This window comes from Saccharothrix deserti (assembly GCF_009769385.1).
Taxonomy (GTDB): Bacteria; Actinomycetota; Actinomycetes; order Mycobacteriales; family Pseudonocardiaceae; genus Actinosynnema; species Actinosynnema deserti.
Genome location: NZ_ML775961.1, coordinates 461,398 through 474,680 on the forward strand (window position 1 = coordinate 461,398; position 13,283 = coordinate 474,680).

Sequence of the window (13,283 nt, forward strand, 5' to 3'; positions counted from 1 at the left end):
TCGGGGCGGGTCAGGTCAGCTCGGGGCGGTTCGCCGGCCTCTCCGGCCGCACGTCCACCACATCACCCTCGACCACCGCGCCGTCGACCACCACACCACCCGCCATCGGGTCCCGCCCGTACCGCAGGTTCAACGTCATCGCCCGCTCACGCTCCTCGGCCCGCCGCGCGATCCGCCTGCTGATCAACCGCCGCGTCGGCGGGAACAACAGGAACAGACCCACGACATCGCTGATGAACCCCGGCACCACGATCAGGAAACCCGCCGCCGCGATCAGCACGCCGTCCGCGATCTCCTGATGCGGCGCACGACGCGTCCGCAACGCCTCCGAGAACGCCGCCATCGTGCGGGCGCCCTCACGACGCATCAGAGCCGACCCCACCACCCCACCCAGGATCAGCAGACCCAGGGTCGGCAGCAGACCCCAGGCGCCGAACGCCGCCACCAGGGCCGTCACCTCGACCGCCAGGCCGATCAGCAGTACCGCCAACACGCGCATACCCACCCCAACGCACGAGCCCCCCAAAACGCTCCCCGCCGGAATATTTACGCCGAACTAGCCATCTGGCAGCATATCTTCATGCCACTCGACGGTTAGGGAGCATGGATGACTGCGCTGCACGAGGTCGCCCCCACGATGCACCGGGCCGACCTACAGCCCTACACCTACGTGCGCCGAGAACTCGTCGAACCCGACTGGCGCCGCATCCCCGGCTGGCGCGACACCACCGACGCCCAATGGCGCGACGCCCAATGGCAACGCGCCAACTGCGTCAAGAACCCCAAACAGCTCCGCACCCTCATGGGCGACCTGCTCACCGACCGGTTCTACGAAGACCTCGCCGCCGACCAGCAGCAATCGGCCACGATGTCCATGCTCGTACCACCCCAGATGCTCAACACCATGGCGCCCGACGCCCCACTGGACCCCGAAGGGTTCACCACCGCGTTCCTCGCCGACCCCATCCGCCGCTACATGATCCCCGTGCGATCCGACCGCGACCCCGACTGGCCCAGCCACCCCCACTCCACCCGCGACTCACTCCACGAAGCCGAGATGTGGGTCGTCGAAGGCCTCACCCACCGCTACCCCACCAAAGTCCTCGCCGAACTCGTCTCCACCTGCCCCCAGTACTGCGGCCACTGCACCCGCATGGACCTCGTCGGCAACTCCACCCCCCAGATCCAGAAGCACAAACTCGCCCTCAAACCCGTCGACCGCCAAGACCAGATGATCGACTACCTCAAACGCACCCCCGGCGTACGAGACGTCGTCGTCTCCGGCGGCGACGTCGCCAACGTCCCCTGGCCCCAGCTCGAATCGTTCCTCATGCGACTGCTCGACATCGACACCGTCCGCGACATCCGCCTCGCCACCAAGGCACTCGCCGGACTCCCCCAGCACTGGCTCCAACCCAAGGTCGTCGAAGGCCTCGAACGAGTCGCCCACACCGCCTCACGCCGAGGCGTCAACCTCGCCATCCACACCCACGTCAACCACGTGCAATCCGTGACACCACTCGTCGCCGAAGCCGCCCGCACCGCCCTCGAAGTCGGCGTCCGCGACGTCCGCAACCAAGGCGTGCTCATGAGGGGCGTCAACGCCACCCCCGACGACCTGCTCGACCTCTGCTTCGCACTCCAAGGCGAAGCGAACATCCTGCCGTACTACTTCTACATGTGCGACATGATCCCCAACGCCGAACACTGGCGCGTCGCCGTCTGGGAAGCCCAAGCCCTCCAACACGCCATCATGGGCTACCTCCCCGGCTACGCCACCCCACGCATCGTGTGCGACGTCCCCTACGTCGGCAAACGATGGGTCCACCAACTCCACGAATACGACCGCGAGCTCGGCATCTCCTACTGGACCAAGAACTACCGCACCGGCATCGAACTCGACGACCCCGAAGCACTCGACCGCCGCCACCCCTACTACGACCCGATCTCCACCCTCGGCGAAACCGGCCGCCAATGGTGGACCGACCAGGCCTGACGCCTCGCCTGCCCCCTCGCCCGACCCCGACACCGAAGCCCCGGAACCCCACCGGGGCTTCGTCACACCACCGATCGGGTAACCCCCCGTAACACAACCAGGGGATCATGGACCGATGAACTCACGCCGGATCGCAGTGGGCTGCGAGTTCGTCTACCACGCCGAAATACCCACACCCACCGTGTTCCAGGTCCAACCCCGCGACGAACCACCCGTCACCACGCTCGAAGAACACCACACCACCACCCCCGAAACCCCCACCGGCCACTACACCGACCTCTACGGCAACCGCTGCCTCCGACTCGTCCTCCCCGCCGGCCGATCCACCTTCCGCTACCAGGCACTCGTCGACGTACCCGACGCCACCGAAGACGCCGACGAGAACGCCCCCGAACTACCACCCGCCCAACTCCCCGACGACGTCCTCCTCTACACCCTCCCCAGCCGCTACTGCCTCCCCGACCTCCTCGGCGACGAAGCCTGGTCCCGCTTCGGCTCCACCCCCACCGGCTACCGCCGCGTCCAGGCCATCTGCGACCACGTCAACAGCCACCTCGAATTCCGCTACGGCAGCACCACCGCCCAATCCACCTCCTACGACGTCAACACCAGCGGCTTCGGCGTCTGCCGCGACTTCACCCACCTCGCCATCTCCTTCTGCCGATCCCTCAACATCCCCGCCCGCTACGTCTTCGGCTACCTTCCCGACATCGACGTCAACCCCGACCCCATGGACTTCGCCGCCTGGATGGAAGTCTGGCTCGGCGGACGCTGGTGGACCTTCGACCCCCGCAACAACCGCCGCCTCACCGGACGCGTCGTCATCGGCCGAGGCCGCGACGCCTCCGACGTGGCCATGGCGACTACATTCGGCGGACCCGTGCTCGAATCCATGGTCGTGACCGCCCAGGAGGTACCCCGATGACGGCCCACGACCCACTCACCACACCACTGCTCGACCACACCGCACTCGACCTCGACACCGCCCGCCGCATCACCTACCGCATCCGACAGAGCTTCCGCTACGACTACGACAGCCCCGTCGAAGCCCTCCGCCAACGCCTCGTCGTCGTGCCACCCGCCCGACACGGCGACCTGCACCGCCGCACCCACCGCGTCGACGTCACCGGCGCCACCACCCGACGCCGCGTCCGCCGCGACGCCGCCGGCAACACCGTCCTCCGCATCCACGCCGACCGCGTCGAACGCACCGTCGAGTTCCACATCACCGCCGTCCTCGAACGCATCCGCGCCCACGGACACCCCCGACTCCCCGCCTCCGCCCTCGCCGACCCCCGCCTGCTCCGCCCGACCAGGCTCACCGGCGCCGACGACCACGTCCGCGCCCTCGCACACGACCTCGCCGCCGACGGCGCACACGGCCTCGACCTCGCCGAACGCATCTGCACCGAAGTCCACTCCGCGATCACCTACGAGGACGGCGCGACCACGGTCTTCACCACGGCCGCCGAAGCACTCGCCGGCGGACGCGGCGTCTGCCAGGACACCGCGCACCTGATGCTCGCCCTGTGCCACGTGCTCCGACTGCCCGCCCGCTACGTCTCCGGACACCTCCTCGGCCAGGGCGGCACACACGCCTGGGTCGAAGTCGTCGTCCCCGAGAACGACGGAGCCGTGGCCGTGCCGTTCGACCCGTGCCACGGCCGGCGCGCGGACAACGGGTACGTCACCGTCGCCACCGGCCGCGACTACGCCGACGTGGCACCGACCTCCGGCACCTACATCGGCGCACCCGGCGGGCGACTCAGCGCGACCCGCCAGGTCGGCGTGATCGCCGCCGCCTGAGCCGTCCTTGCTGCTTTTGTATTGCGTCTGGGGCTGTACCACCCGGTGTGGTTAATTTTGGTCAACACTGAAGTTATCGAGATGACAAAGCTTTGACGATCGCTCGACTACGCCATTCCGTTGGCGGACGTGGTGTCCCGCCGTCGCGGCGGGAAAGACTGGCGGTCATGACCGAATCAGTCGTTGCCCTCAAGTCCTACGACCTGTTCACCCCCGAGGCGATGGCGGATCCGATGCCGCTGCTGCACCGGATCCGCGCCGAGAGCCCGGTCAGCGTGATCCCCCAGCTCGACGCGTACCTGCTCACCCGGCACGCGGACGTCGTCGCGGCGCTCAAGGACCGCCGCCTCTCCCCCGCCAACATGACGCAGGCCCTGTCCACGTTCAGCCAGGCCGAACAGGACGAGCTGATCCCGCTGCGCCAGTCCATGGAGTTGTGGATGGGGCACACCACCGAGGCCGGCCACGTGCGGTTCCAGCAGCTGCTCAAGCGCTACTTCACCCCCGCCACGGTCAACGGCTTACGCCCCAGGGTCCGCGAGCTGACCAACGAACTGCTCGACGCGGTCGCCGACCAGGGGCGGATGGACGTCGTCACCGACCTGGCCTACCCGTTGCCCGCCAACGTGATCGCCGAGATGCTGGGCATGCCGACCGACGAGCGCGAGCAGCTGCAGGCGTGGTCGCGGGACATCCTGGCGATCTTCGTGCTCTCCGACGTCGACCAGCTGCGCCGGTCCCAGCACAGCGTGCTGGAGATGCAGGACTACGTGCGCGGTCTGGTCCGCCAACGCCGCGCCGAGCCGCGCGAGGACCTGATCAGCATGTTCGTCGCCGCCGAGCGCGAGGGCCTGGTCAACGAGGACGAGATCGTGGCCAACTGCGTGCTGCTGCTGTTCGCGGGCCACGAGACGACCGCCGGGCTCATCGCCAACGGACTCGCGCTGCTGTTCCAGAACCCCGACGAGCTGGCCCGACTCAAGGCCGACCCGGAGCTGACGCCGTCCGCGGTGGAGGAGATGCTGCGCTGCGACGGGCCGGCGGCCCTGATCGTCCGGGAGAGCACCGCGCCGTTCGAGCTGGGCGGCCTCGACCTGCCCGCCGGCAAGCGGTTCTACCTGGCGATGATGGCGGGCAACCGCGACCCCGAGGTGTTCACCGACCCGGACCGCTTCGACATCACCCGCAGGCCCAACCGGCACACCGCGTTCGGCCTGGGGTCGTTCTACTGCCTCGGCGCCGCCCTGGCCCGCACCGAAGCCGACGAGTGCTTCCGCATCCTGCTCGACCGCCTGCCCGACATCCGCCCCGCCTACGACGTCCTCGACCGCTCCCCCGTCCCGCCGCTCGCGCACCGGCTGCACTCGCTCCACGTGGAGTTCTGAGGTCGGCCGCCGTTCGCGCACGATGTGCGCGTGAATGGAACCGCATGGGACGTCATCCTGCGCGACGACGACATCACCACGCCCGATGTCATCGCGTATGCGCTGGTACGCGTGCTCGGGATGACCCCGGCCGACGCGCTCGCAGTCACCTGCGCAGCCACCACCACGGTTCGGCGTGGGTGGCGGCGTTCAGCGAGGCACAACACGCGGACGACGTCCTGAACGGGCTGCTCTACTACGGCCTGAACTGCGAGGTGGTGACCCGTGTTTGAGGGCGCCCGCGTGGAACGGGACGGGGACGCCCTGGTGGTGCGCCTGGACGCGCCGGCACGGGCGTTGCTCCGCGAACTCGCCGACCGACTCCACCCGCTGCTGACCGGCGGCGAGCCGGTGCCCCGTCGCGGCCTGGTCGAACGGCGGCAGTACCGCAAGCCCGAGGCCGTGCGCACGGACCTGCCGCCGTCGGGGTCGCGGTGGCACGCCGACGTGCTGGACGCCGTGCGGCGGTTGGCGCGCGACCTGGCGACCGAGGACGACGTGCGCCTGGACGACCCCGGCCTGCAGAGGTGGCTGTGCGCGCTCAGCCACCTGAAGCCCCTGGTCGTCCCCAAGCTCGGCGTGCGCGTGCACGACGATTGGTGGCGCAGGTCCAACCACGTCGCGGCCACCCTGTGCGGCTACCAGAACCTGCTGCTCTCGGCGGCGGAACCCGAGTTGTACGGGATGGTGGCCCGGGCGAGTTGTTGACCGTCTGCTGCGCGAGGGCTTTTTTTAGTCAACACTGAAGCTATAGAGGCGAGCGTGAGTCGATCGCTTCCGCACAATGGGCGGCATGGGGAAGCCGAAGGTGTTCGTCGCCGGGCCGGTGTCGTGGAATCGGCTGGTGCTCTTGGACCGGCTGCCGGAGGCACGCCCGCACACCGTGTTCGCCTCCGGCCACCGGATGGCGGTCGGAGGCACGTCGGCGGGCAAGGCGCTGAACCTCGCCTCGCTCGGCGCGGACGTCACGCTGCGGACCGTCGTGGGTGACGACGACGCCGGGCGGGCCGTGCTCGACGTGCTCGAACGCGCCGGGGTGGAGGTGATCGCCGAGGTGGCGGACGGCGCCACCGAGCAGCACCTCAACCTGATGGACCCGAACGGTGGGCGGGTGTCGATCTACCTCGAACTGCCGCGACTCCCCCATCCCCGGCACGACGAACGCGCACTGGCGGCGTTGACGGAGGCCGACGTCGCGGTGATCGACCTGGCCGACCACGCCCGTCCCCTACTCGCCGCCGCCCGCGAGGCCGGGGTGCCGGTGTGGTGCGACCTGCACGACTACGACGGCGTCGCGGACTTCCACCGCGACTTCCTCGACGCGGCCGACCACGTGTTCCTCAACGACGACGGATTCAGGGACCGCGACGCACTGTTGGTGTTCCTGAAGTCGCTCGACAAGCGGGCGGTGGCCACGCTCGGGGCCGACGGCGCGATGGCCGTGGCCGACGGCGCCGTCCACCGCGTCCCCGCCGTGCCGGTGGAGGAGATCGTGGATACCAACGGCGCCGGTGACGCGTTCTTCTCGGGCTTCCTGCTCGCCCACCTGGCCGGCGCGGACGTGCCCACAGCGATGACCGCCGCCGCCGAACAGGCCGCCCGCTGCCTGGCGTCACCGGGTTTGGCGCCCGGCATGTGAGTGCCTAGCTCATGCTGGACGCATCGGCCCGGCCGTCGCCGCGCACGTTCGTGCCGGTCCTGCGCAAGATCGAGGGCTTCGTGCAGCACAGGCGCACCGCCCTCCCCCTACCCCGCTCCCGCCGAACAGGCCGAGTCGCTGGTGCAGCACTCCCCTGTTCACGGTGGACGGCAGGCAGTCCGCTACGGCGGCGCCGGCGCTGCTGCTGACGAGGGCCTCACGGTCGTCGCCCGGCCCGCCGAGGTCGGCATCGTGCTCGCCCGACCACCCCGGCGGCCGTCTACCTGCTCCCCTAGGCCGCCTTCGGTCTTGGGGGTCGAGCCCTGCGGATCGTGCACCCTCGCGGGTTCGAGCCGTCGGGCCGAGCGCCGCGCCGCCTCCTTCTTTCCCGGCAACGCCGGAGCCGCCGGGATAGTTTCCGCAGATCTTCCATTGACGTTCGCTTCGCCCGATCAGGTGATCCTGGGCTGTCGCGGGAGATCTGCGGTCGCGGTCGGATGTGGAGCGCTTCCGCCTCCAGGATAGACCTGCGACCGGCTTTGTCGATCTTACGGCGGCGGGACACGGCGATGTCGTACGGTGTCCGGATGACCGAGCGGGCATCGGGACACGGTGGGGTGCCGCGGGCGCTGAGCACGTTCGTCGGCCGCAAGGAACTGCTCGCCGAACTGCGACGGCGGATAGGCGCCGCGCCGCTGATCACGCTGACCGGCGTCGGCGGTGGCGGCAAGACGCGGTTGGCGCTGGAGCTGGCCGCGCAGGTGCACCGCGCCTACGACGACGGCGTGCGCGTGGTCGAGCTGGCGTCCGCGCGCGGCGGCGACCCGGAGTTGTTGGCGCAGGTCGTGTCGAGCGCGGTGGGCGTGCCCGACCAGGCCACCACGACACCGTTGGAGACGCTGGTCGACTACCTCCGGCCGCGGCAGGTGCTGCTGGTGCTGGACAACTGCGAGCACCTGGTCGAGCCGGTCGCGCACCTGGTGCGCGCGGTGCTCGGCGCGGCGCCCGGTGTGCGGGTCCTGGCCACCAGCCGGGCCCGGCTGCGGGTGCCCGGCGAGGTGCTGGTCATGGTGCCGCCGCTGGACGTGCCCGCCGAGGACGCGCCGCTGGACCTGGACTACGAGTCCGTCGCGCTGCTGGTCGACCGGGCCGAGGCGAGCGTGCCCGGCTGGCGGGTGACGCCGGAGAACTGGCCGGACGTGGTGCGGGTGCTGCGCCGGGTCTCGGGTATCCCGCTGGCCATCGAGCAGGCCGTGGTGCGGATGCGGTCGATGCCGGTGTCGCTGCTGGCCGACCGGCTGGACGACGTGATGCGCGTGCTCACCGCCAACGACACCACCGCGGTCGAGCACCACCAGACCATGGCCGCGCTCATCGACTGGAGCCACGCCCATTGCACGCCCGCCGAACGGCTGCTGTGGGCGCGGCTGTCGGTGTTCGAGGGCGGGTTCAGCCTGCCCGCGGCGGAGGCCGTGTGCGCGGGTGACGGCCTGGCCGCGGACGAGGTCGCCGACGCGCTGGCCGGGCTGCTGGACAAGTCGATCGCGCTGCCTGCAGCCGACCGCAGTCGCTACCACCTGCTGGAACCGTTGCGGCAGTACGGCGCGGCGAGGCTGCGGTCCGCCGGTGAGGTGCGTGACCTCCGGCTGCGGCACCAGGAGTACTTCCGCCGCGAGGCGGCGCGGCTGGCCGAGTCGTTCGTCGGGCGCAACGAGGCCGCGTTGCTGGCGGCGGTCGACGCGGACATCGCCAACCACCGGGTGGTGCTGGCCGACCTGATCGGCAACCCGGACACCGCGCACGCGGGTCTCCAGATGAGCGTCGACCTCGCCCGCACCCGCTGGTACACCTACGCGGGCCGATTACCCGAGGAACGGCTGTGGCTGGGACGCGCGCTGGCCGTCGTGCCGGAGACCGCGGACCCGCTGCGGGCGAGCGCGATCGCCCTCGACGCGTGGATCGCGTTGTGCCTCGGGGTGGAACGCGAGCTGGTCGCAAGGCGGGTGGACGAGGCCGACGCCCTGGCCCGTGAGGTGGGCGGGCCGTTGCCCGCGGTGACGTTCGTGCGCGGCGCGTACGCCGTGCTGGCGTTGGGCGCGGTCGAGGGTGTCGAGTTGTTGCGGCAGGCGCACGAGGAGTTCGGGGCGCTCGGACCGGATTTCGCGGTGGACCACCACCTCGCGCACATCCTGCTCACCGTGTCGCTCGTGCTGCTCGGCACCCGTGAGCAGGCCGAACAGGCGGCGGAGGATTTCTTCGCGACGTGCGAACGGCTGGGCGCGCAGTGGGGGCTGAGCTGGGCGCACTGGTGCAGCGGTGTGGTGGAGACCCGGTGGGGTGACCCGGAGCGCGCGCTCGGCGTGCTGTTGGAGGGTCTGCGGGTGCAGCGGGCGATCCACGACAAGTGGGGTCCGGTGTGGACGATCGAGGCGTTGGGGTGGGCGTACGCGCGGGTCGGCGACGGCTATTCCGCCGCCCGGATGCTGGGGCTGGCGAACGGGCTGCACCGGGTGACCGGGGTGCGGGTGGACGGCCTGGTGCCGTTCGCGTGGGTCGCCGCGCAGGCCATCGCGCGGGCCAGGGCGGTGCTCGGCGACGACGAGTACGCGCGGGCGTACTCGGTTCGGGCGGAGTCGGTGGACCAGGCGCTGACCGTCGTGCTCGACGAGGTGGCTCCGCCGGAGCCCGACCGCCGTCCGGGCGGGCTGACCCCGGCGGAGTGGAACGTGGCCCGGCTGGTGGGTGACGGCCTGTCCAACCCGGAGGTCGCCACCAGGCTGGTGATCTCCCCCGCGACCGTGCACACCCACCTGACCCGGATCTACCGCAAACTCGACATCGCCAACCGGCATCAGCTGATCACCCTCCTGGCGAGCATGGCCGACTAGGTGTTGCGGGTCACGACGTCCGGCGGCCGGGCGGTTCGGTGGGACCGCCCGGCCGGCCGCGGTGTCGGGACCAGTCGGGCGCGAGGATCGACATCACGGTGGCGTCCACGCGTTCGCCGTCCCACAGCAGCGCGTCGCGCAGCACACCTTCGGCGACGAAGCCCACCTTCTCGTAGACGCGGCGGGCACGGGGGTTGAAGGCGTACACCTCCAGCGAGATGCGGTGCAGGCCCAGCTTCTCGAAGCCGTATCCGACGATCAGCCGCACCGCCTCCGTTCCCAGGCCGCGTCCGAAGGTGCCGGGCACGAAGGCGATCCGGAAGCCGCAGCTCTCGTTGCCCGCGTCCCAGTCGTTGAGCACCGCCTCCCCCACGACGTTCCCCGTCGCCTGCTCGACCACGGCGAGGTCCAACCGGTCGTCCTGATCACCGCGCGTGTCGTACCACGCCCGGAGTCGCGCCTCGTCGACCCCGCCGTGGCTGCCGGTCAGCCGGGTCACCTCCGCGTCGTCGAACATGGGCATGAGCGCGGGCAGGTCGTCCACCGTGACCGGCCGGAGCAGGACCAGTTCCCCGCTCAGCGTGGGTTTGAAGCCGAAGTCGGGCGTCGGAGCGGTTCGGTCGTGATCAGCCATGGCGGCAGTGTGCCAGCCCGCGATCACGCCTCCAGCCGCACGTTGACCGCGGCGAACGTGTTGGGCACGACCTTGTCGCCGCGCTCCAGCTCCGCCGGGTCCACCACCAGACGGGCCATCGGCGCACGTTCACGCAACGCCATCAGTGCCGTCTGCGCCTCGATCCGCGCCAGGTGGTGGCCGAGGCAGTAGTGCACGCCGTGCCCGAACGCCGCGTGACCCAGCGCCGGGTTGCCGTTCGCGGACTCGCGGGTGGGGTCGAACCGGTCCGCGGTCGGGCCGTGCACCAGCGGGTCGCGGCCCGCCGTGCCCAGGCCGATCATCACCAGCGCGCCGTCCGCGATGACGCCGCCGGGCACGTCGATGTCGGCGGTGGCGAGGTAGTGCGGGGTGACGCGGACCGGCGGGTCCCAGCGGGCGGTCTCCTCGACGGCGGCGGACACGGTGTCGGCGTTCAACGCCTCCCACGCGCCGGGGGTGGCGAGCAGGGCGACGGCGGCGTTGCCGATGAGGCCTGTAGTGGTCTCGTGTCCGGCCACGACGAGGAGGATCGCGGTCGTCAAAATTTCCTCGGGGGTCAGCCGATCGCCGTCGATCCGTGCCTGCGCGAGGGCGCTGAGCAGGGCGTCGTCCGGTCGTTCCTGCTTGTGCTCGATCAGGCCGGCCAGGTAGCCGAACATGGCGTCGGAGGCGGGCACGACCAGTTCTGGTCGTTCGGTCATCATCGCCGCGGTCCAGTGGTGCAGCTGGTCGCGGTCCTCCTCCGGCACGCCGAGCAGGTCGCAGATCACCGCGAGGGGCAGCTGGAAGGCCAGGCCGGCGATCAGGTCGGCGTCCTCGGGGAGGGCCGCGACCAGTTTCTCGGCGGTCTTCTCCACGGCCGGGCGGAGTGCGGCGATGCGGCGCGGCGTGAAGGCCTGCGACACGAGTGCGCGCAGCTTGCGGTGGTGCGGCGGGTCGCTGTTGAGCATGGACGGGCCGATGATCCGGGACAGGTCGGTCGGCCTGCCCTTGCGCGCCAGCTGGTCCTGCATCGCGGCGCGCAGTCCGGTGGCGTCCTTGGCCAGCCTGGGGTCGTTGAGCAGGGCCCGGGTCGGTTCCAGGCCCATGGTGGTGACGTGGACTTCCAGGCCGTTGGGCAGTTCGGCGGCGTGGACGGGGCCCAGGCGGGCCAGCGCGTCCTCGTGCGCGTGGTGCTGCCATCCGCGCAGCGGGCCGCCGACGAGGGCCTGTCGGTCCGGGGCGAACTCCGCGGTCAGCTGCACGTCGTCTCCTTGATGTGGGGCAGGTTGCGACGTCCACTTTTATGTGATCACCACGTCCCGCGCATCCACCGCGATCCGTATTCCAGGTGACGGTGTACGGAGATCGGTGGACGTGACCGCGCCGCTGCGGATACGGAGGCGTATACGGAGGTTTGCTGATGCGGGCGTCCATGCGTTTACGCGACGCTGAAGGGTGTTCGGCACCCCGACGGCCGAACACGCACCGGGCGGGTCAGGCGGGTTGGCCGCCGCCCGGTATCCCGGGGGGACGGGGAGGGGGCCGCACCACGCGCGGCCCCTTTTCCCAGCCGGGCTTGCGATGTGACGCTGCACCGTGTGCCGCCCGGACCTGGAACGCACCCTCGCCGGGATGCGCTCCAGGAACAGATGGCCCCCGCGAAGCCGGACGACGGGCGACAGGGCGCTGTTGCCGGCCGCCTCAGCCCACTACTCGACCGGCGGTGGGCATCAGCCCGGGATCAGCCGCCGGCCAGACCTCGCCGACGGGGTCGGCGGGCCGGTCGGTGTCGGTCCGTTCAACGCCACTGGATACTCGGACAGCTCGACGTCGAAGACGTCCACGGCGGACGGCGGACTGGAGGCCGTGCCGTCCAGGATGGTGTCGAGCTGGTTGGTGGCGTTCTTGTAGTTGGTGGCCTGCGCCCTGGCCAGGAAGCCGTGGAAGTCGCGGTACGCCTCGGTCGAGGAGTCCAGTGCGGCTGCGGCGATGGCCGTGACGTAGTTCTCGTACTGGAAATTGAACGTGATCGTCTTGGTCGATGCGCACGGACTGGTGAACTCCTGCTGACTGGACGACACGCTGAGGTAGTAGTACTTGATCTTCGGGAAGTAGCGGTAGATCGGCGTGCCGTCCCGGTTCTGCTGCACCGCCTCGTGGCACTGACCCAGCAGCCCGACGGCGTAGTCGCGCGACCTGTCGTCCCAACTGACCCGCAGCGACTCCCCGACGCCGGAGATGAACGCCGTGACGCCGGTGATGACACTCTCCGGGACCACGACGGCGTCGAAGACGGTCTTCAGGAAGCTGGTGCTGAACTCCGCCACGAACTGGGTTTCGGAGTACGTCTCCGTGGTGATCTTGTAGTCGGTGAGCCCGCCGGACTTCTGCAGCAGGTACTGCATGTAGTGGGTGACCGAGGCGTCCCACTGGGTCGTCGGCACGGGGTCGCCCTGTAACGGCTTGACGGTGCCCTTGACCAATGCGGCGAACATGTTGGGCCGTAATGTGGAGTAGAAGTTGGCGATCATGTCGCAGAGCGCCTGGCCGGTCTTGAACTCCGGGTTGTCGGACACGAAGTCGCTGGACAGGTTGACGAACGAGATCAGTCCGTCTGTGTCCCGGAACGCCGACCCGTCGGAGCCGCCGAGGATCAGGTCCAGTTCGTTGTGCGCGTCGGTCAGGGTTTTTGCCGAACCGCCGCCTTGCGCGGCCCGCAGTACCGGCGGGTAGCCGATCGGGTTGTTGCACTCGACCCGGTTGCCGGTACTACATTCCGAGATCATGTGGCAGCGGGTCGCCGCGCCGGCGGTAATGACTGATCAGGGCCCTGCTCAGGTGGACCTGGCGCCATAGCGCACGGGTGATCGCGGCGCCGACATCGACGACGCGG

At 70.1% G+C, this 13,283-nt stretch carries 12 protein-coding genes; 8 read left to right on the forward strand and 4 right to left on the reverse strand.

Features of this window, described 5'->3' with window-relative positions; translation table 11 throughout:
• Positions 1-10 precede the first annotated feature (10 nt).
• Positions 11-499 carry an FxsA family protein gene (locus tag FM051_RS06945; RefSeq protein ID WP_158841788.1) on the reverse strand — a complete coding sequence of 163 codons (489 nt, stop codon included), beginning with the start codon at positions 497-499 and terminating at the stop codon, positions 11-13.
• A 108-nt stretch (positions 500-607) separates the two neighbouring features.
• Here FM051_RS06945 and FM051_RS06950 point away from each other — a divergent pair, with 108 nt between their 5' ends.
• From FM051_RS06950 to FM051_RS06985, 8 genes are all read left to right on the forward strand, one after another.
• The gene (locus FM051_RS06950; RefSeq protein ID WP_158841790.1) at positions 608-1,996 is read left to right on the forward strand and encodes a KamA family radical SAM protein; all 1,389 of its coding nucleotides are present in this window, start codon (positions 608-610) and stop codon (positions 1,994-1,996) included.
• 115 nt (positions 1,997-2,111) lie between these two features.
• Positions 2,112-2,921, forward strand: a complete 810-nt coding sequence (locus FM051_RS06955) for a transglutaminase-like domain-containing protein (RefSeq protein ID WP_158841792.1) — start codon at positions 2,112-2,114, stop codon at positions 2,919-2,921.
• A complete protein-coding gene (locus tag FM051_RS06960) occupies positions 2,918-3,802 on the forward strand; it encodes a transglutaminase family protein (RefSeq protein WP_158841794.1) in 885 nt (294 codons plus the stop codon). Before FM051_RS06955 ends, FM051_RS06960 begins: the two co-directional genes overlap by 4 nt.
• A 167-nt stretch (positions 3,803-3,969) precedes the next feature.
• On the forward strand, positions 3,970-5,187 hold the full coding sequence (locus FM051_RS06965; RefSeq protein WP_158841796.1) for a cytochrome P450: 1,218 nt from the start codon (positions 3,970-3,972) through the stop codon (positions 5,185-5,187).
• A gap of 30 nt (positions 5,188-5,217) precedes the next feature.
• On the forward strand, positions 5,218-5,409 hold the full coding sequence (locus tag FM051_RS06970; protein WP_158841798.1) for an ATP-dependent Clp protease adaptor ClpS: 192 nt from the start codon (positions 5,218-5,220) through the stop codon (positions 5,407-5,409).
• 42 nt (positions 5,410-5,451) lie between these two features.
• Positions 5,452-5,934, forward strand: a complete 483-nt coding sequence (locus FM051_RS06975; RefSeq protein WP_158841800.1) for a hypothetical protein — start codon at positions 5,452-5,454, stop codon at positions 5,932-5,934.
• 85 nt (positions 5,935-6,019) lie between these two features.
• Positions 6,020-6,865: a carbohydrate kinase family protein gene (locus tag FM051_RS06980; protein ID WP_158841802.1), complete on the forward strand. Its 846-nt coding sequence runs from the start codon at positions 6,020-6,022 to the stop codon at positions 6,863-6,865.
• A gap of 587 nt (positions 6,866-7,452) precedes the next feature.
• A complete protein-coding gene (locus FM051_RS06985) occupies positions 7,453-9,753 on the forward strand; it encodes a helix-turn-helix transcriptional regulator (protein WP_158841804.1) in 2,301 nt (766 codons plus the stop codon).
• 10 nt (positions 9,754-9,763) lie between these two features.
• On the opposite strand, the gene FM051_RS06990 is transcribed toward FM051_RS06985, so the two are convergent.
• The 3 genes from FM051_RS06990 to FM051_RS07000 all read right to left on the reverse strand — a co-directional run bounded on the left by FM051_RS06990 (position 9,764) and on the right by FM051_RS07000 (position 13,176).
• The gene (locus tag FM051_RS06990; protein ID WP_158841806.1) at positions 9,764-10,387 is read right to left on the reverse strand and encodes a GNAT family N-acetyltransferase; all 624 of its coding nucleotides are present in this window, start codon (positions 10,385-10,387) and stop codon (positions 9,764-9,766) included.
• 23 nt (positions 10,388-10,410) lie between these two features.
• Positions 10,411-11,652, reverse strand: a complete 1,242-nt coding sequence (locus FM051_RS06995; RefSeq protein ID WP_158841808.1) for a cytochrome P450 — start codon at positions 11,650-11,652, stop codon at positions 10,411-10,413.
• Positions 11,653-12,120: 468 nt separating this feature from the next.
• Entirely contained in the window at positions 12,121-13,176 is a 1,056-nt protein-coding gene (locus tag FM051_RS07000) for a hypothetical protein (protein ID WP_158841810.1), read from the reverse strand.
• Positions 13,177-13,283: the final 107 nt, after the last annotated feature.

Excerpts from the sequence above, each read along its gene's own strand:
- FM051_RS06945 (WP_158841788.1), bottom strand. The coding sequence starts at position 499 with ATGCGCGTGTTGGCGGTACTGCTGATCGGCCTGGCGGTCGAGGTGACG.
- FM051_RS06990 (WP_158841806.1), bottom strand. The coding sequence starts at position 10,387 with ATGGCTGATCACGACCGAACCGCTCCGACGCCCGACTTCGGCTTCAAA.
- FM051_RS06950 (WP_158841790.1), top strand. The coding sequence starts at position 608 with ATGACTGCGCTGCACGAGGTCGCCCCCACGATGCACCGGGCCGACCTA.
- FM051_RS07000 (WP_158841810.1), bottom strand. The coding sequence starts at position 13,176 with ATGATCTCGGAATGTAGTACCGGCAACCGGGTCGAGTGCAACAACCCG.
- FM051_RS06965 (WP_158841796.1), top strand. The coding sequence starts at position 3,970 with ATGACCGAATCAGTCGTTGCCCTCAAGTCCTACGACCTGTTCACCCCC.
- FM051_RS06960 (WP_158841794.1), top strand. The coding sequence starts at position 2,918 with ATGACGGCCCACGACCCACTCACCACACCACTGCTCGACCACACCGCA.
- FM051_RS06980 (WP_158841802.1), top strand. The coding sequence starts at position 6,020 with ATGGGGAAGCCGAAGGTGTTCGTCGCCGGGCCGGTGTCGTGGAATCGG.
- FM051_RS06985 (WP_158841804.1), top strand. The coding sequence starts at position 7,453 with ATGACCGAGCGGGCATCGGGACACGGTGGGGTGCCGCGGGCGCTGAGC.
- FM051_RS06955 (WP_158841792.1), top strand. The coding sequence starts at position 2,112 with ATGAACTCACGCCGGATCGCAGTGGGCTGCGAGTTCGTCTACCACGCC.